We start from the raw sequence: 17,005 nt of genomic DNA on the forward strand, positions 1-17,005 counted from the left end.
CAATTCTACATCGCCGCAGTGCGTCATGGCGCACCCGGGCTGCACCGCTACCATCGGCTGTATATGTCTGGATGAGAAACCCATGCTTGCCATTACCCGCCACGGTGCCGTACTGCACCTGCGTCTGGACCGCCCCGAGCGGCACAATGCCTTCAACGAACACCTGATCACCGAACTGACCCAGGCCCTGGAAGATGCGGGCGCCGATGCGCAGCTGCGCGCGGTGGTGCTGGCCGGCAACGGCCCCTCCTTCAGCGCCGGGGCCGACCTGGAATGGATGTCCCGCCAGGCCGTTGCCAGCCATCAGGACAACCTGCGCGATGCCCGCGCCCTGGCCCGGCTGATGCGCACCCTGGACACCCTGCCGGTGCCCACCATCGCCGCGGTGCATGGCGCCGCCTATGGCGGCGGGGTCGGCCTGGCCGCCTGCTGCGACATCGTCATCGCCACCGACAGCGCGCGCTTTGCCCTGAGCGAGGTCCGCCTGGGCCTGTTGCCGGCGGTGATCTCCCCGTATGTGGTGGCCGCCATCGGCGCACGCCAGGCCCGGCGCTGGTTCGCCACCGGGCAATCCTTCGATGCCGCCCGTGCCGAGCAGATGGGCCTGGTCCACGAGGTGGTGGCCGCCGACGCGCTGGATGCGGCGGTACAGGCCCAGGTGCAGTTGCTGCTGCAGGCCGCCCCGCACGCCAGCCGCACCGCACGCCAGCTGATTGCCGAGGTGCTGTTGCGCGCCGCTGACCCGGCCGCGCAGGACCACCACAATGCGGCCCTGATCGCCAACCTGCGCGCCGGCGCCGAAGGCCGCGAAGGCCTGGCCGCGTTCCTGGAAAAACGCAGCCCGTACTGGGTGCAACCGGCATGAGCGCGCCTGACGCCGTGCGGGTGATGGAAGTGGGCCCGCGTGATGGCCTGCAGAACGAGAAGACAATCCTGCCGGTTGCCGACAAGATCGCGCTGGTGGACCGCCTGTCGGCCTGTGGCCTGCCGGCCGTGGAGGTGACCAGCTTCGTCAGCCCACGCTGGGTCCCGCAACTGGCCGATGCCGAACAGGTGCTGGCCGGGATCAGCCGCCGCCCCGGCGTCGATTACCCGGTGCTGGTGCCCAACCTGGTCGGCTACCAGCGCGCGCGCGCGGCCGGCGCCGACTCCATCGCCGTGTTCACCGCGGCCAGCGAGGCCTTCAGCCAGCGCAACACCAATGCCAGCATCGCCCAGACCCTGGAGCGTTTTGCCCCGGTGCTGGAACAGGCCCGCGCCGATGGCGTGCGCGTGCGCGGCTATGTCTCCACCGTGCTGGGCTGCCCGTACCAGGGCGAGGTGGCCCTGGACGACGTGGTCCAGGTGGCCAGTGCCCTGCACGCAATGGGCTGCGCGGAAATATCGCTGGGCGACACCATCGGCGTAGGCACCCCGGCCAAGGCCCGGGCCATGCTGCGTGCGGTGGCCGGGCAGATCCCGATGGCCCAGCTGGCCGTGCACTTCCACGACACCTATGGCCAGGCCCTGGCCAATGTACTGGCCTGCCTGGAGGAAGGGGTGCGGGTGGTGGATGCGGCCGTTTCCGGCAGCGGTGGCTGCCCGTATGCCAAGGGCGCCAGTGGCAACCTGGCCAGCGAGGACCTGGTCTATCTCCTTCACGGACTGGGCATGCACACCGGTGTAGACCTCGCCGCGTTGGCCGCCACCGGCCAGTGGCTGAGCGGCCTGCTCGACCAACCCAACCGCAGCCGCACCGGAACCGCCCTGGCCAGACAATGACCGAGCCCCGCGCACACGACCTGGACAGCCACCTGCACGCCGTGCAGCTGGCAGTGCAGGCCCTGTGTGCGGCCCACCCCGGCCCGTTGGCCGTACAGCTGCTGGCGCAATGGGCAGTGCTGCGGCCACAACTGCTGGCCCTGCAGCAGTCACTGGCCGACCAACGGGCCGTGTTCGATGCCCTGCCCGACCCGGTCTGCATCCTGGATGCGCAGGGCACCGTGCTGGACCTCAACCTGGCCGGCACCCATGCCTACCAGCTGCCGCGCCAGGCCGTGGTCGGCCATGCGATCCACCTGCTCAACCCGGACCTGCCACCGGACCACCTGCAGCCGGTCTGGGACGAGCTCAACCAGGGCCGCAGCTACCTGGTCCAGGTGAGCAACATGCGCAGCGATGGCAGCCGCTTCCCGGTGGAGGTGCATTCGGCCGCGGTCGGCCTGAGCCAGCAACGCTGCATCGTCGCCGTCGCCCGCCAGCTCGGTGCCCGCTGGCAGAGCGAATCCCATTACCGCCTGCTGATGGAGTCCATCGACAAGGGGGTGATGCTGTTTGACCGTGAGCTGCGGGTGCTCTCGGCCAACCCGGCCGCCCACCGCATCCTGGGCCTGGAGCACATCCCCCAGCGCCGGGCCGGCAACGAACCCAGCCAGTGGATGACCATCGACGAGCACGGCCGCCAGCTGCCACCGGATCAGTGGCCGGTGGCACGCGCCTTCCGCGAAGGCAGGATCATCCCATCCACGGTGATCGGCATGCACCAGCCGGCCAGCGACCGCATGACCTGGCTGTCAGTGACCAATGTGCCGATCTTCGAGCACGACCAGGACTGCCCGCAGTACGTCTACGCCCTGTTCTCCGACATCACCGAACTCAAGCGCGATGCCACCCTGTTTGAACGGGCGCAGTCACTGGCCCACATCGGCGGCTGGGAATGGGACCCGGCCGTGCCCCGCCTGTACCTGACCAGCGAGGCCCAGCACATCCTCGGCCGCGAACCGGCACCGACGGACATGCAGCAGCTGCTCGACTGCCTGCTGCCGGCCAGCCAGGCCAGCCTGCTGCAGGCCATGCAGGGTGACGGCAGCAGGAATTTCGAGATCGAGCTGCATGGCATGAACGAGCGCGGGCATGAGTTCTGGGCCCGCATGATCGGCGAGAACCTGGCCACCGAGCCGGGCTCGCAGCGGCTGGTGGGCACCCTGCAGGATGTCACCGAGCGGCACCGCGCCGAGCAGATCCTGCGCCTGCAGGCGCGTACCGATGCGCTGACCGGGGTACTCAACCGCGATGCCCTGCTGGACGAGCTCAGCCGCTGGCTGGCCCGGCAAACCGCCTGTGCGGCGCTGTACATCGACCTGGACCATTTCAAGCTGATCAATGACGTGCTCGGCCACAATGCCGGTGACCAGCTGTTGCGCCAGGCCACCGCGCGCATGATCCAGGCGATCGGTGAGCGCGGCCTGCTCGGCCGCCTGGGCGGGGATGAGTTCCTGGTCATCTGCCCGGCAGACGCCCACAGCCCCCTGCCCGAACAGCTGGCCAGCGCCATCATCACGGCCTTCGGCCCGGCCTTCACCTCCGGCAGCGAGCACTTCACCGTCACCGCCTCGATCGGCATTGCCCGCGCCCCGGGCCATGGTCACAGCGCCGCCCAGCTGGTGCAGAACGCCGATGTGGCCATGTATGACTGCAAAAAGCGCAGCCGCAATGGCTGGAGCCTGTTTGACCAGGGCATGGCCCAGCGCCAGCTGGACCGCCTGCAGATCGAAAGCCGGCTGCGCCAGGCCCTGGAACAGCAGGAGTTCCACCTGGTCTACCAGCCCAAGGTCGACCTGCGCGATGGGCGCATCATCGGCGCCGAAGCATTGATGCGCTGGAACAACGACCAGCTGGGCCAGCTCGGCCCGGACGTGTTCATCGAGCATGCCGAGAACACCGGCGACATCGTGCGCATCGGCCACTGGGTGCTGGAACAGGCCTGCCAGCAAATGCGCCAGTGGCTGGACCAGGGTGTCGGCCTGCTGCCGCTGGCGGTCAATGTCTCCTACCGCCAGTTTGCCGGTGGCGAGCTGGTCACCCAGGTGCGGCAGGCCCTGGCCCGCCATGCCCTGCCCGGTCATGCACTGGAACTGGAGTTCACCGAACGGGTGCTGATCCAGGATGTGCCGGCCACCACCCTGTGCCTGAATGCCCTGCGCCAACACGGCGTGCGCCTGTCCATCGACGATTTCGGCGAGGGCTACAGTGCGCTGAACTACCTGCGCCGGCTGCCCATCCATGGGCTGAAGATCAGTCCCCTGTTTGTCAGCGGCATTCCGCACAACCGCTCGGATGTAGCCGTGTGCGAGGCGATCTTCGGCATTGCCCGCAGCCTGTCACTGGAGCTGGTGGCCGAAGGCATCGAGAATCCCGCACAGCGCGATTACCTCAACCAGCTCGGGGTACGCCATGGCCAGGGCTTCCTGTTTGCTGCCGGCCTGCCGGCCGACGCCCTGGCCGAACGCCTGCGCCGGCAGGCGGCCGACACGCCGCCGCGCTGAGCACTGGTCTGCCCTGTCTGTGCGCGGCAAGCCCATTGCCACGTAAGATCAGGCCTTTCTCATCTGGCAGGAAAGCGCAATGCAGTTGTCTGAAGTTCGTGCCGTTGTCACTGGCGGCGTCTCCGGCCTGGGCCTGGCCGTGGCCGAGTTTTTGGTCGCCAACGGCGGCAAGGTCGCCCTGTTTGACCTGAATGCGGAAAAGGGCGCCGAAGCCGTGGCCGCGCTGGGCGCGGACAAGGCAGCCTTCTTCCCCACCAATGTCACCGACGAAGCCGGCGTGGCCGCCAACCTGGCCGCGGCCAAGGATTTCCTCGGCGGGCTGAACGTAACCATGAACTGCGCCGGCATCCTCGGCGCCGGCCGCGTGCTGGGCCGCGAGGCCGCCATGCCGCTGGCCAACTTCCAGACCACGGTGATGGTCAACCTGGTCGGCAGCTTCAACGTGGCCAAGGCCGCCGCCGAGCTGATGCAGCACAACGAAGCCGGCGTGGACGGCGAGCGCGGCATCATCATCAACACCGCCTCGGTGGCCGCCTATGAAGGCCAGATCGGCCAGGCCGCCTATTCCGCCTCCAAGGGCGGCGTGGTCGGCATGACCCTGCCGATGGCCCGTGAGCTGTCGCGCTTCGGCATCCGCGTGATGACCATTGCCCCGGGCGTGTTCTGGACCCCGATGGTGGACGGCATGCCGGAGAACGTGCAGCAGTCGCTGGCCGCCTCGATCCCGTTCCCGTCGCGCCTGGGCCAGCCGTCCGATTTTGCCGCCCTGGTCGGCCACATCATCGGCAACGTGTATCTGAATGGCGAAACCATCCGCCTGGATGGCGCCACCCGCCTGGCTCCCAAGTAAGCCCGGCTGCCGCTGGCAACGCGGGGGCGGCAACGCCCCCGCTTCCCAGCGCCCCCCTGCTGCCGTTACCCTTTTGCGCTTTCCCGCATACGCGCACGCACATGAAAGCCAGCGACATCAAGAAGGGCAACGTCGTCGAATACAACAACGGCGTCTATCAGATCCGCGACATTGAACGCTCCTCGCCGCAGGGCCGCGGTGGCAACGTCCGCTTCCGCTTCATCATGTATTCGGTGCCCGGTGGCGCCAAGCTCGATGCCGCTTTTGATGCCGACGACCAGCTGACCGAAGTCGAGCTGCTGCGCCGCCAGTCCACCTTCTCCTACATGGACGGCGATGCCTTCGTGTTCATGGATGACGAGGACTTCACCCCCTACACCCTGGACCCGGCAGCGCTGGGCGAAGCGGCCGGCTACATCACCGAAGGCCTGACCGGCATCTACGTGCAGGTCATCGACGAACAGCCGGTGGCCGTGCAGCTGCCGCAGCACGTCACCCTGGAAGTGGTGGAAACCCCGCCGGAACTGAAGGGTGGCACCGCCACCAAGCGCCCGAAGCCGGCCAAGCTGAACACCGGCATCGAAATCATGGTGCCGGAATACATCACCAACGGTGAGCGCATCCTGGTCAACACCACCACCGGTGAGTTCGGCGGCCGCGCCGACTGATTGCCCGTGAGTCGAGATGAAAACGGCGCCGCAAGGCGCCGTTGTTGTTTCTCGCCGGGCATGCCGTCATCCGGGCACGGATGACGCCAGCTCAGTGCAGCTGCGCACGCAAGTGCGCGCCGATCTGCGCCAGCCGCTGCCGCCCCTGCTCCAGTTGCTCCTGCAGGGCCGGCTCCAGTGCCGCCTCGGCCTGGGCCTGCAGCAGCTGCCACTGCCCGGGGCCCTGCTCGATCAAGGCCTGCAGGGCCGGCTGCGCCGCCTCCAGTTCCGCGGCCTGGGGCAGGCCATAACCGGCCAGCGGCAGGCGCCCGGGGGCATCGATGCGGCGCAGCCACTGCAGCCAGCCGGCCACCGCGCTACCCAGCGCCGGCGATTGCCGCAAACGGGGCTTGAGACTGGCCAGCGCGCGCAGCTCGGCCCGCCGCTGTGCTGCCCGCTCCAGCACCAGCCAGGCCGCCGCCTGTTCCAGGCTCATCTGCGCCGGCAACGCACCGCGCCGGGCCGGTGGCGCATCCAGCCACTGCATCAGGTCCATCGCCGGCAATTGCCCGGCCTGCTGCAGGCGGGCAAACACGGCCATATATTCGGCCCGCGCCGAGGGAAACCACAGGCCAGCGGCCGGGTCGTCATGGCCGGCCGGCAGTGCCGGGGCCAGGCCATCGGCGACAAGCTGGCGCAGCACCCCGCGCGGGAAGGTGTCGCGGTAATGCCGCCCACCGGCCGGGTCCAGCGCGGTGTCGAGCAGGCGGCCGGTTTCCACCGCACAGTTGTTGCCGATGAAGGTGTAGTCACCGTCATAACTCCAGTGCACCTGCGCGGCAGCCTGCAGCAGGCTGGCCACCTGGGCCGGGCTCAGGTCCAGCGGCCAGGCACGCAGGTCACGCAGCTCGACCCGGTTGTATTCATCGATGACCTGGTTCAGCGGCAGCAGGAACAGCCGCGACGGGTAGGCCCCGGTCAGCCCGGCCCAGCTGGAGACCTGCACATCATCGACAAAGGCGCGGAAGGACAACACCCGGTGATGGGCCAGATCCATGCGGCAACGCTCGCCGGGCACACGCCCCGGCGCGCAGATCACCAAGCGCAGCATGGAGTGGCCGAAGCGGCTCATCGGCGGCCCACCGCTGTCGGCCAGCAGGTAATCCACCGCATACACCCGGGCCGGGTCGATCTGCTCGATCGCCACCCCGCCACTGCTGCCGGTGGCCGCCAGCCACGCCAGGCCCGGCGCACACGACGCGCCCTGCATGTCTGCCGGCCAGCCGAATTGCTGCGCATACCAGGCCGCCAGTGCCGGCCGGCGGCAGGCATAGGACGGGTCCAGCAGGAACCATTCCAGGTTGACCGCAAAGGCTTCAGCCGCGCTGTGACGCTCGTAGTCATCAGGGCTGCGCAGGCGGTAGGGGTTGCCGCGGCCCAGGCGGTCCCAGCCGGCCAGGCGGCGGAATACCGGGTCGACCGACCAATGCCCGCCGTCACGGTCCAGGGCATGGGCAATCTCATGCACGAGGCTGGCCACTGCGCGGCCCGGCAGGACATCTGCCGACGGCGCGGGCGCGGGCGCCAGCAGGGTCGGATTCAAGCGGATCCGCCCCTGCCAGTGATGCCCGGCCACATCCGCATCCAGGCTGGGATCAAAGCGCAGCGGCAGCACCCGCGCATCGGCCTGCCAGGCCAGCGGCAAACGGGCCTGCGTAGCATCCAGCAGCGCGCGGGCGCGCCCCTGCTGCGGCGCATCCAGCCCGGCCGGATCCAGACGCAGCTCCAGCGCACAAACAAACGGGGCCAGCAGCAATGCCAGCCCCGCCAGGGTACTGCGAACGATCATGCTCAGCGCGCGAGGATGCCGCGTGCCAGTTCCAGGTCGCTGGCCAGGGCCGCATCGGCCTGGGTTTCGCGCAGGTGCAGCAGGGCGGCCTGCAGGCGGGCACCCCGCACGGCACCGGCGGTGGCGATGAAGCCGGCCGCCTCCTCGCGTGCAGCCAGGATCAGCTTCTCGTCACCGGAGCTGCTGCCACTGGAGGCCGAGGAGCCATCCGAAGATGCATCGGAAGCCGAACCGGCCGAGGTACCGGCAAAGCTGGAGGCAAACACCGGGGCAACGGCAAACATCAACACAGCAGCAACAGCAATACGACGCATGAGAACAACCCAATCCATTGACGAGAGCGGCAAGGATAACGGCGCCGGACTCAAGCGTCGAATACCTTGCCCGGGTTGAGCAGGCCTTTGGGATCCAGCGCACGCTTGACCGCCTGCATCATCGCAATCTCGACCGCGCCGCGGGTGCTGCCCAGATAGGCCTTCTTGACCAGGCCGATACCGTGTTCAGCCGAAATGGAGCCATCGAACTCGGTCAGCACCTGGGCCAGCAGCTTGGTCACCTGCTCGCACTGGGCGACGAATTCGTCCTGGCCCATGCCCTCGGGCTTGAGCACGTTGATGTGCAGGTTGCCGTCACCGATATGGCCGAACCAGACCACTTCAAAGTGCGGGTAGGCCCCGCCGATCAGTTCCTGGCAGCGGGCCAGGAAAGCCGGCATGCGCGAGATGCGCACGGCCACATCGTTCTTGTACGGGGTATAGCGCGCCACCGCTTCGGTGATTCCTTCGCGCAGGCGCCAGATCTGCTGGGCCTGCTCGACCGAGGCGCTGATCACCCCGTCCAGCACCCAGCCCTGCTCGGCGCAGAATTCGAACGCGGCCATCGCCGCCGCTTCGGCCACCTCGTCGCCGGCGGCATATTCGGTGACCACGTAATACGGGTAGACCTCGGCAAACGGGTTGACCGCACCATGGGCGGTGGTGTGCTTGATCGCCAGATCGGTGAAGAACTCGAAGGCCTCCAGCTGCAGGCGCTCACGGAAGGCGGCAAACACCTCCATCAGCACATCGAAGCTGGGCAGGGCCAGCAGCATCACATTGGTCGGCGGCGGCGGGTCGGTCAGCTTCAGGGTGGCCTCGACGATCACCCCCAGGGTGCCTTCGGAGGCAATCATCAGCTGGCGCAGGTCATAGCCGGAGGAATTCTTGACCAGGCCGCGGTTGAGCTGCAGCAGCTCGCCGCTGGCGGTGACCACGGTGAGGCCGGCAATCCACTCGCGGGTGTTGCCGTAGCGGATGACGCGGATGCCACCGGCATTGGTGGCGATGTTGCCGCCAATCGAGCAGGAACCCCGCGCGGCAAAATCCACCGGGTAGATCAGGCCATGCTCGGCGGCGGCGTTGTGCACCGCCTCCAGGGCCATGCCGGCCTGCACCGTCATCAGGCGGTCGACACGGTCAAAATCGATGACCTTGTTCATCCGCTCCAGGCTCAGCACCAGCTCGCCCCTGGCTGCCACCGCGCCACCGGACAGGCCGGTACGCCCGCCCGAAGGCACCACGGCGATGTCATTGGCATGGGCCCAGGCCATCACCGCCTGCACTTCGGCCAGCGTGCCCGGCAGGGCAATGGCCAGCGGTGCCGGGGTCCAGCGCCGGGTCCAGTCACGTCCGTAGAACTCCAGCTCGGCGGCCTCGGTCTTCAAGCGCAGGTCGGGAAGTGCAGCTGACAGCGAGGCAAGGCGCGGATCGGACATGACAACCACAGCAACAATGGAGGTAGCCGGCAAGCCTGCCAGCGCCGCGCCGGCCCGTCCAGTGCGCAAGGTTTTGGATACAGGCGAAACCATTGCCACAACAGGCACTGAAGCAGTGGCATGTAGGTTTTGCGCAGTGCACAACCGCGCGCCAGTTCTGGCACACTGAAGGCCTTCCCGGCCTGATGTCCTGTACTGCGCCATGTCACCGAAAAAGACCTCCTACCCGAAGCAAGGCATCCACGTTCTGCTGCTTGAGGGGGTCAGCCAGTCGGCGATCGACACCTTCCAGGCCGCCGGCTACAGCCAGATCGAGGTCCACTCCAAGGCCCTGCCCGAGGACGAGCTGATCGCGCGCATTGCCGAAGCCCATATCGTCGGCATCCGTTCGCGCACCCAGCTCAGCGCCGAGGTGCTGGCCCACGCCAAGCGCCTGATCGCGGTCGGCTGTTTCTGCATCGGCACCAACCAGGTGGACCTGGAAGCGGCGCAGCTGGCCGGCATTCCGGTGTTCAACGCGCCTTACTCCAACACCCGCTCGGTGGCCGAGCTGGTGATTGCCGAGACCATCATGCTGGCCCGTGGTGTGCCGGCCAAGAACGCCCAGTGCCACCGCGGTGGCTGGTCCAAGTCGGCCGCCGGCAGCCACGAGGTGCGCGGCAAGACCTTGGGCATCATCGGCTACGGCCATATCGGCACCCAGGTCGGCGTGATGGCCGAAGCCCTGGGCATGCAGGTGATCTACCACGACATCGAGACCAAGCTGGCGCTGGGCAATGCGCAGCCGGCCTTCGGCCTGGATGACCTGCTGGTACGCGCCGACATCGTCACCCTGCATGTGCCGGAAACCACTGCCACCCAGGATCTGATCGGGGCCGCCCAGCTGGCCCGGATGAAGCCCGGCGCCCACCTGATCAACGCCTCGCGCGGTACCGTGGTGGACATCGATGCGCTGGATGCCGCGCTGGAATCTGGCCACATCGGCGGTGCGGCGGTGGACGTGTTCCCGGTCGAACCCAAGGGCAATGGCGATATCTTCACCTCGCCGCTGACCCGCCATGACAACGTCATCCTGACCCCGCACGTGGGCGGTTCGACCCTGGAAGCACAGGACAACATCGGCATCGAGGTCGCCGCCAAGCTGGTGCGTTATTCGGACAACGGCTCGACCCTGTCGGCGGTGAACTTCCCCGAAGTCACCCTGCCCGAGCACCCCAGCGCGCTGCGCCTGCTGCACATCCACCGCAACGTGCCGGGCGTGCTGTCGCGCATCAACGATGTGTTCTCCCGCCACAACGTCAACATCGACGGCCAGTTCCTGCGCACCGACCCCAAGGTCGGCTACGTGGTGATCGACATCTCGGTGGACGAAAACCAGGGCGCACAGATCCGCGAGGAACTGGCTGCCATCGAAGGCACCCTGCGTACCCGCGTTCTCTACTGAGACGTGAAGCGAGCAACGAGTTGAGAGGAAAGAGGAACGAGTGAGGGGCCAGTGCCTGCACTCGTTAGAAGCCAGGAACGAGTTGAGAGAAAAGAGAAACGAGTGAGGAGCCAGCGCCTGCACTCGTTACTCGTTACTACCCACTCGTTACTCGCTTCATCTCACTCGTTCCTCGTTGCTCGCTTCACCCCACTCGTTCCTGGCTCTCAAGCCATCGCCGGGCCATACGGGCCAGGGAGGCGTCGCTGGCCGGGTCGTTGGCAATGTCGGCCACCTGCCGCCAGGCCAGGGCCAGTGATTCGGGGTTGATCACGAACGCCTCGCTGCCGGCGTTGCGTACCACGTAACGCACGTCATAGTGCCAATGCCCGGGCACCTCGCCGCGCTCGGGAATCCAGTGCCGGTCCAGGTCGAAGATCTGTCCGTCCTCCAGATGCAGCTGCTCCAGGCCGGACTCCTCGGCCGCCTCCTTCAGCGCCACCGCGGCCAGGTCGTGCTCGCCATCGGCATGGCCGCCGGGCTGCAACCAGCGATCCAGCTTGCGGTGGTGCATCAGCAGCGCGCGCCGGCCATCGGCGCTGACCAGCCAGGCGCTGCCGGTGAAATGCCCGGCCAGGCGCGCGCGCACGAACGGATCGGCCGCGTCATCAAGCAGGGCAATGAAGTCCTGCGCCAGCGCGCCCTGGGTGGGATCAGCCTGCGCATGGGCCAGCAGCTGGGCGCGCAGCGAGGAAGGACACACGGACATCAGGCAGTACTCGGGCAATGGCAGGCCGGCATTATCACCAACCATGACTTCATTGGCTTGCCAGCAACGGCCAGTTTTGGCACCTTCGGACATTCACGCTCCAGTCATCTGATTGGAACGGCCCATCCTCAGGAAGTACACGCATGTTCAAGTCCTTGTTACGGGTCAAACCGGTTGCGCCCGCCGGCCATGTCGATGGCGGCGAACCTTTCGAGGGCAGCCTGGATGGCGAGGTCAGCCTGAAAAGGACCCTGACCGCGCGCCACCTGATCCTGCTGGGCATGGGCGCGGTGATCGGCGCCGGCATCTTCGTCATCACCGGCCAGGCCGCGGCCAACCACGCCGGCCCGGCGATCATGCTGTCCTTCGTCCTGGCCGGCATTGCCTGTGCCTTTGCCGGCCTGTGCTATGCCGAGTTCTCGGCGATGCTGCCGGTCTCCGGCAGTGCCTACTCCTACACCTACGCCACCCTGGGCGAGGGCTTGGCCTGGTTCATCGGCTGGTGCCTGGTGCTGGAGTACCTGTTTGCCTCCTCCTCGGTGGCGGTGGGCTGGTCGGCGTATCTGGTCAGTTTCCTCACCTCGACCCTGGGCCTGCCCTTCCCCGCCCAGCTGGCCGAAGCACCACTGGCCTGGAAGGACGGCGCCTTCTCCGCTTCCGGTGCGGTGATCAACCTGCCGGCGGTGCTGATCGTGGCGGCGATCACCGCCCTGTGCTACCGCGGCATCACCCAGTCCAGCTTCGTCAATGCGGTCATCGTGGCGATCAAGGTCGCGGTGATTGCCCTGTTCATCGGTTTCGGCATCCAGCATGTGGACCCGGCCAACTGGACCCCGTTCATTCCGGAAAACACCGGCCCGGGCCAGTTCGGCTGGGACGGCATCTTCCGCGCCGCCTCGATCGTGTTCTTCGCCTACATCGGCTTTGATGCGGTCTCCACCGCCGCCGGCGAGGCCAAGAATCCGCAGCGCGACATGCCGATCGGCATCCTCGGCTCGCTGGCCGTGTGCACGGTGATCTACATCATCGTCTGCGCCGTGCTCACCGGCATGCTGCACTACACCCAGCTGGGCACCGCCAAGCCGGTGGCCACCGCGCTGGAAACCTATACCGACCTGGCCTGGCTGAAGACCTTTGTGGAGATCGGCGCGATTGCCGGCCTGTCCTCGGTGATCCTGGTGATGCTGATGGCCCAGCCGCGCATCTTCTACACCATGAGCCGCGACGGCCTGATGCCGAAGATCTTCGGCCGCGTCCATCCCAAGTACCGCACCCCGCACATCGGCACCATCATCGTCGGCATCATCGCCTGCCTGCTGGCCGGCCTGCTGCCGCTGAACGTGCTCGGCGAGCTGGTCTCGATGGGCACCCTGCTGGCCTTCGCCACGGTCTGCATCAGCGTGCTGGTGCTGCGCCATACCAAGCCGGAACTGCCGCGTCCGTTCCGCGTGCCGGCCATCTGGCTGGTCAGCCTGCTCGGTGCGGCCGCCTGCCTGTTCCTGTTCTGGCAGGCGTTCCTGGAGCACTGGCAGGTGTTCGTCGGCTGGACCATCCTGGGCCAGCTGATCTACTTCGGCTACGGCATCCGCAACAGCCGCCTGAACAAGGCAAGCGCTGACAAGGCATGATTGACCCACCACCCCGGTTGATCCCGGGGTGGTCTGTTTCCACCCTCAACGACCGGTTGCCCGATGTCCAACGCATCCCCGCTTGCCACCCCGGCCAAGATCGGCCCCCTGCTGGCCACCTTCGTGGTGGCCAACAACATGATCGGCTCCGGTTTCTTCCTGCTGCCGGCCACTCTGGCCAAGTCCGGTGGTGTCACCGCCCTGGCCTGGCTGCTGGGTACCGCGCTGGCGATGATGCTCGGCGCCGCGTTTGCCCAGCTGGCCCGCCGCCATCCGGACCTGGAAGCCCAGGACGACTACATCGGCCCGTCGCTGGGCCGCAACGCCTCCTTCCTGGCCACCTTCCTGTACTGGGTGCAGTCGTGGATCGGCAACAACGCCATTGCCGTGGCCGCCTTCGGTTACCTGATGGTGGTGCTGCCCTTTGACGAGGGCAACTCGATGGCCCGCCTCGGCGGCCAGCTGGCCCTGATCTGGGCCATGTTCGCCCTGAACCTGCTCGGCCCACGGCCGATTGCCCGCTTCCAGTCCTTCTGCGTGGTGTTCGGCCTGCTGCCGGTGGCGGTGATCCTGAGCGCCGGCTGGCTGCACTTTGATACCGAGGTCTATCGCCTGTCCTGGAATGTCTCCGGCAGCAGCGACGGCAGCGTGGTATTCGCCTCGCTGGCCCCGGTGTTCTGGGCCTTTGTCGGTCTGGAGACCGGTGCGATGGTGGCCGGTGTGGTGCGCAACCCGGACCGCAACGTGCCCATCGCCACCCTGGGCGGCATCGCCATTGCCGGTGTGGTCTACCTGATTTCCTCGGTGCTGATGATGGGCATCGTGCCGGCCGCGCAGATTGCCGCCTCCTCGGCCCCGTTCGCCCTGGTCGCCGGGCAGATGTTCGGCGCCTGGGCCATCCCGGTGATCGCCGTGGCGGCGGCGCTGAAGGCCACCGGCACCCTGGGCGGCTGGATGCTGGTCACCGGTGAATCCGGCGCGCGCGCCGCCCAGCGCGGCTTCCTGCCGGCCATCTTCGGCCGCCAGAGCGCCAAGGGTGCGGCCACCTGGGGTCTGTTCATCGTCGCCCTGGCGATGAGCGCGCTGACCATCGCCACCCTCGCCCCGACTGTCTCCGGCCAGTTCGAAGTGCTGATCGAGATGGTGGTCACCCTGATCGTGGTCACCTACGGCGCGGCCGGCTTGGTCCTGCTCAAGGGCAGCGCCGGCCACCGCCCGCGGCCGCGCGAGCGCCTGCTCGGCATCGGCGCGCTGATTGCCTGCGCCCTGCTGCTGGGCTCGGCCTCGTTCAAGATCGTGCTCGGTGCGGTGGTGCTGGTGCTGGTGCTGCTTTTCGTATTCATCGCGATAGACAAGAAGCGCTCGGCGGCCGGCTCGCGTTAGAATTGCGCGCATGAACCAGCCTCCCCTGCCTTATGACGCCCAGCGCCTGTCGGTGCTGGCCGATCTGTTGATCACCAACATTGCCGAGCTCGCCCGTGCCGGCTGGACCCCGGCCACCAGCAGCAACTTCTCCCACCGCCTGGACGATGCGCATTGCGCGATCACCGTGTCCGGCAAGGACAAGGGCCGCCTGGTCGAAGACGACATCATGGTGGTGGACTTCCACGGCCAGGCCGTTGGCCGCCCGCTGCGCCCCTCGGCCGAGACCCTGCTGCACACCCAGCTGTATGCCCGCTTCCCGGACATCGGCTGCGTGCTGCACACCCACTCGCCGGTGCAGACCATCGCTTCGCGCCTGTTCGCTGCGCAGGGCCACATCCGCCTGGAAGGCTACGAGCTGCTCAAGGCCCTGCACGGCAACACCACCCACGAGCTGTCCATCGACCTGCCGGTGTTTCCCAATACCCAGGACATGGACATCCTCGCCGCCCAGGTCGAAGCCGCACTGGATGCCGGCCCGCTGTGGGGCTACCTGATCGACGGCCATGGCCTGTATGCCTGGGGCCAGGACATGGCGCAAGCCCGCCGCCACCTGGAAGCCTTCGAGTTCCTGCTCCACTGCGAGCTGGAACTGACCAAGCTGCGCGCCGCCCTGTAAGCGGCACCTGCGCGGCAGCCCGCTCGCTGCCGCGCCTCCCCCACCCACGTGATTTGAGAACGCCATGAGCCGTCTGCGCATCTTCAACGACACCGACCCGTCCACCGTGGTGATGGAAACCACCGACGGTGCTGCCATTGCCACCGCGCTGAAGGCCATCGGCGTGCATTTCGAACGCTGGCAGGCCAAGCATCCGGTTGCCCCGGGCGCCAGCCAGGACGAAGTGTTTGCCGCCTACCGCGAGGACATCGACCGCCTGGTGGCCGAGCACGGCTTCCAGAGCGTGGACGTGGCCTCCATCGCCCCGGACAACCCGAACCGGGCCGAGATCCGCGCCAAGTTCCTGGACGAGCACTACCACAAGGAAGACGAGGTGCGCTTCTTCGTCGCCGGCTCCGGCCTGTTCACCTTGCACGTGGAAGACAAGGTCTACGAGGTGGAGTGCGTCAAGGACGACCTGATCTCGGTGCCCGACGGTGTCACCCACTGGTTTGACATGGGCGAATACCCCAACTTCGCCGCGATCCGCTTCTTCACCGCTCCGGACGGCTGGGTCGGCCACTTCACCGGCACCACCATCGCCCAGGAATTCCCGCGCTACCAGCCCAGCGCTGCCTGATCGTCCGCGCCGGCGTCCGCGCCGGCCTGCCTGCTCTACGGAAACGCCATGACCGCACCGCGCATCATCCTCACCGACATCGAGGGCACCACCTCCTCGATCTCCTTCGTCAAGAACGTGCTGTTTCCCTACGCACGTGCCGCCCTGCCGGGGTTTGTCGCCCAGCGTGGCCAGGAGCCGGGCGTGCGCCAGTGGCTGGATGCGGTGGCCACTGAAATCGCAGCCAGCGCCTGTGACGATGCCCTGATCGTGGAAACCCTGCAGGGCTGGATCGATGCCGACCGCAAGCACACCGCGCTGAAGGCATTGCAGGGGATGATCTGGGAGGCCGGCTACCGCAACGGCGACTACACCGCCCACCTGTACCCGGAAGTGGCCGACGTGCTGCACCGCTGGCATGCTGCCGGACTGCCGCTGTACGTGTATTCCTCCGGCTCGGTGCCGGCGCAGAAGCTGTTCTTCGGCTATTCCGATGGCGGTGACCTCAATGCCCTGTTCAGTGGCAACTTCGACACCGAAGTGGGCGGCAAGCGCGAGGCCGACAGCTACCGCCGCATCACCGCCGCCATCGGCGCGGAAGCCGGCAGCATCGTGTTCCTTTCCGACGTGGTCGAAGAACTCGATGCCGCCCGCCAGGCCGGCCTGAAGACCGTGCTGCTGGACCGACTGGACGACTACCCGACCCCGCGCGACGGCGAGGCCGCCAACGGCCACACCCGGGTCACCGACTTCAGCCAGATCAACCTCTGAGCACCCCATGCGCAGCGGTGGCCCGCCACCGCTGCCGCAGGCTGATTGGTACCCGGCCATTTCTGCAGGAGCGGCCCAGGCCGCGATCAGGCCCGGCTGATCGACGGTCACCGGTCGCGCCTTGAGGCGCTCCTACAGCCCCCACCGCCTCGCGATCAGCCGCAAGCCGATTCGTGCCCGGTCGCTTCTGTAGGAGTCAACTGTCTTGATCAGGCAGCCATAGGCACGCTCTGCCAAGGGGTATTGTCACGCTTCATGGCGTCTGGCTCTTACAAACATCTGACGCTGGCGACGATAAGCAATGCGATACACATGAGCGTACGCTGAGCACTAACAATAAGATATATGCAACGATCACCTATGTGAAGTACT

Annotated in this window: 15 protein-coding genes; 11 read left to right on the plus strand and 4 right to left on the minus strand. The window is 67.2% G+C overall.

From position 1 onward, the window contains the following. Positions 1–82 precede the first annotated feature (82 nt). The 5 genes from ABB30_RS02840 (at position 83) to yeiP (ending at position 5,822) form a co-directional block, all read left to right on the plus strand. Positions 83–865: an enoyl-CoA hydratase-related protein gene (locus ABB30_RS02840; protein ID WP_057636788.1), complete on the plus strand. Its 783-nt coding sequence runs from the start codon at positions 83–85 to the stop codon at positions 863–865. Next, the gene (locus ABB30_RS02845) at positions 862–1,761 is read left to right on the plus strand and encodes a hydroxymethylglutaryl-CoA lyase (RefSeq protein ID WP_057636789.1); all 900 of its coding nucleotides are present in this window, start codon (positions 862–864) and stop codon (positions 1,759–1,761) included. Before ABB30_RS02840 ends, ABB30_RS02845 begins: the two co-directional genes overlap by 4 nt. After that, positions 1,758–4,304 (plus strand): sensor domain-containing protein, encoded by a 2,547-nt coding sequence (locus ABB30_RS02850; RefSeq protein WP_057636790.1) that lies wholly within the window; start codon positions 1,758–1,760, stop codon positions 4,302–4,304. The genes ABB30_RS02845 and ABB30_RS02850 overlap by 4 nt, the downstream gene beginning before the upstream one ends. Positions 4,305–4,383: 79 nt before the next feature. Further along, the gene (locus ABB30_RS02855) at positions 4,384–5,154 is read left to right on the plus strand and encodes an SDR family NAD(P)-dependent oxidoreductase (protein ID WP_057636791.1); all 771 of its coding nucleotides are present in this window, start codon (positions 4,384–4,386) and stop codon (positions 5,152–5,154) included. Between the two features lie 101 nt (positions 5,155–5,255). Continuing rightward, positions 5,256–5,822, plus strand: a complete 567-nt coding sequence (gene yeiP, locus ABB30_RS02860; protein ID WP_057636792.1) for an elongation factor P-like protein YeiP — start codon at positions 5,256–5,258, stop codon at positions 5,820–5,822. A 91-nt stretch (positions 5,823–5,913) separates the two neighbouring features. Here yeiP and ABB30_RS02865 read toward each other — a convergent pair whose 3' ends face one another. From ABB30_RS02865 to ABB30_RS02875, 3 genes are read right to left on the minus strand one after another with little or no spacing between them, the layout of a single operon-like run. Beyond that, the gene (locus ABB30_RS02865) at positions 5,914–7,650 is read right to left on the minus strand and encodes a lipoprotein N-acyltransferase Lnb domain-containing protein (RefSeq protein ID WP_083489639.1); all 1,737 of its coding nucleotides are present in this window, start codon (positions 7,648–7,650) and stop codon (positions 5,914–5,916) included. A 2-nt stretch (positions 7,651–7,652) separates the two neighbouring features. After that, positions 7,653–7,964, minus strand: coding sequence for a DUF2388 domain-containing protein (locus tag ABB30_RS02870; protein WP_057636793.1), 312 nt, complete (start codon positions 7,962–7,964; stop codon positions 7,653–7,655). 50 nt (positions 7,965–8,014) lie between these two features. Next, positions 8,015–9,403 carry an FAD-binding oxidoreductase gene (locus ABB30_RS02875; protein WP_057636794.1) on the minus strand — a complete coding sequence of 463 codons (1,389 nt, stop codon included), beginning with the start codon at positions 9,401–9,403 and terminating at the stop codon, positions 8,015–8,017. 202 nt (positions 9,404–9,605) lie between these two features. On the opposite strand from ABB30_RS02875, the gene serA reads away from it, so the two are divergent. Beyond that, complete coding sequence (gene serA / locus ABB30_RS02880) at positions 9,606–10,847, plus strand: phosphoglycerate dehydrogenase (RefSeq protein ID WP_057636795.1); 1,242 nt, start codon at positions 9,606–9,608, stop codon at positions 10,845–10,847. A gap of 184 nt (positions 10,848–11,031) precedes the next feature. Here the strand turns inward: serA and ABB30_RS02885 are convergent, their stop codons facing one another. After that, on the minus strand, positions 11,032–11,595 hold the full coding sequence (locus ABB30_RS02885) for an NUDIX hydrolase (RefSeq protein WP_057636813.1): 564 nt from the start codon (positions 11,593–11,595) through the stop codon (positions 11,032–11,034). 143 nt (positions 11,596–11,738) lie between these two features. On the opposite strand from ABB30_RS02885, the gene ABB30_RS02890 reads away from it, so the two are divergent. The 5 genes from ABB30_RS02890 to mtnC all read left to right on the plus strand — a co-directional run bounded on the left by ABB30_RS02890 (position 11,739) and on the right by mtnC (position 16,633). Beyond that, the gene (locus tag ABB30_RS02890) at positions 11,739–13,223 is read left to right on the plus strand and encodes an amino acid permease (protein WP_057636796.1); all 1,485 of its coding nucleotides are present in this window, start codon (positions 11,739–11,741) and stop codon (positions 13,221–13,223) included. A gap of 63 nt (positions 13,224–13,286) precedes the next feature. Beyond that, positions 13,287–14,606 (plus strand): amino acid permease, encoded by a 1,320-nt coding sequence (locus tag ABB30_RS02895; protein WP_057636797.1) that lies wholly within the window; start codon positions 13,287–13,289, stop codon positions 14,604–14,606. Positions 14,607–14,616: 10 nt separating this feature from the next. Continuing rightward, complete coding sequence (locus ABB30_RS02900; protein WP_057636798.1) at positions 14,617–15,264, plus strand: methylthioribulose 1-phosphate dehydratase; 648 nt, start codon at positions 14,617–14,619, stop codon at positions 15,262–15,264. Between the two features lie 64 nt (positions 15,265–15,328). Further along, positions 15,329–15,883 (plus strand): 1,2-dihydroxy-3-keto-5-methylthiopentene dioxygenase, encoded by a 555-nt coding sequence (locus ABB30_RS02905; protein WP_057636799.1) that lies wholly within the window; start codon positions 15,329–15,331, stop codon positions 15,881–15,883. A 48-nt stretch (positions 15,884–15,931) separates the two neighbouring features. Then, positions 15,932–16,633, plus strand: coding sequence for an acireductone synthase (gene mtnC, locus ABB30_RS02910; RefSeq protein WP_057636800.1), 702 nt, complete (start codon positions 15,932–15,934; stop codon positions 16,631–16,633). Positions 16,634–17,005: the final 372 nt, after the last annotated feature.

Origin of the sequence: Stenotrophomonas ginsengisoli, from assembly GCF_001431485.1 — a bacterium.
GTDB lineage: Bacteria > Pseudomonadota > Gammaproteobacteria > Xanthomonadales > Xanthomonadaceae > Stenotrophomonas > Stenotrophomonas ginsengisoli.

Excerpts from the sequence above, each read along its gene's own strand:
- ABB30_RS02840 (WP_057636788.1), top strand. The coding sequence starts at position 83 with ATGCTTGCCATTACCCGCCACGGTGCCGTACTGCACCTGCGTCTGGAC.
- ABB30_RS02845 (WP_057636789.1), top strand. The coding sequence starts at position 862 with ATGAGCGCGCCTGACGCCGTGCGGGTGATGGAAGTGGGCCCGCGTGAT.
- ABB30_RS02850 (WP_057636790.1), top strand. The coding sequence starts at position 1,758 with ATGACCGAGCCCCGCGCACACGACCTGGACAGCCACCTGCACGCCGTG.
- ABB30_RS02855 (WP_057636791.1), top strand. The coding sequence starts at position 4,384 with ATGCAGTTGTCTGAAGTTCGTGCCGTTGTCACTGGCGGCGTCTCCGGC.
- yeiP (WP_057636792.1), top strand. The coding sequence starts at position 5,256 with ATGAAAGCCAGCGACATCAAGAAGGGCAACGTCGTCGAATACAACAAC.
- ABB30_RS02865 (WP_083489639.1), bottom strand. The coding sequence starts at position 7,650 with ATGATCGTTCGCAGTACCCTGGCGGGGCTGGCATTGCTGCTGGCCCCG.
- ABB30_RS02870 (WP_057636793.1), bottom strand. The coding sequence starts at position 7,964 with ATGCGTCGTATTGCTGTTGCTGCTGTGTTGATGTTTGCCGTTGCCCCG.
- ABB30_RS02875 (WP_057636794.1), bottom strand. The coding sequence starts at position 9,403 with ATGTCCGATCCGCGCCTTGCCTCGCTGTCAGCTGCACTTCCCGACCTG.
- serA (WP_057636795.1), top strand. The coding sequence starts at position 9,606 with ATGTCACCGAAAAAGACCTCCTACCCGAAGCAAGGCATCCACGTTCTG.
- ABB30_RS02885 (WP_057636813.1), bottom strand. The coding sequence starts at position 11,595 with ATGTCCGTGTGTCCTTCCTCGCTGCGCGCCCAGCTGCTGGCCCATGCG.
- ABB30_RS02890 (WP_057636796.1), top strand. The coding sequence starts at position 11,739 with ATGTTCAAGTCCTTGTTACGGGTCAAACCGGTTGCGCCCGCCGGCCAT.
- ABB30_RS02895 (WP_057636797.1), top strand. The coding sequence starts at position 13,287 with ATGTCCAACGCATCCCCGCTTGCCACCCCGGCCAAGATCGGCCCCCTG.
- ABB30_RS02900 (WP_057636798.1), top strand. The coding sequence starts at position 14,617 with ATGAACCAGCCTCCCCTGCCTTATGACGCCCAGCGCCTGTCGGTGCTG.
- ABB30_RS02905 (WP_057636799.1), top strand. The coding sequence starts at position 15,329 with ATGAGCCGTCTGCGCATCTTCAACGACACCGACCCGTCCACCGTGGTG.
- mtnC (WP_057636800.1), top strand. The coding sequence starts at position 15,932 with ATGACCGCACCGCGCATCATCCTCACCGACATCGAGGGCACCACCTCC.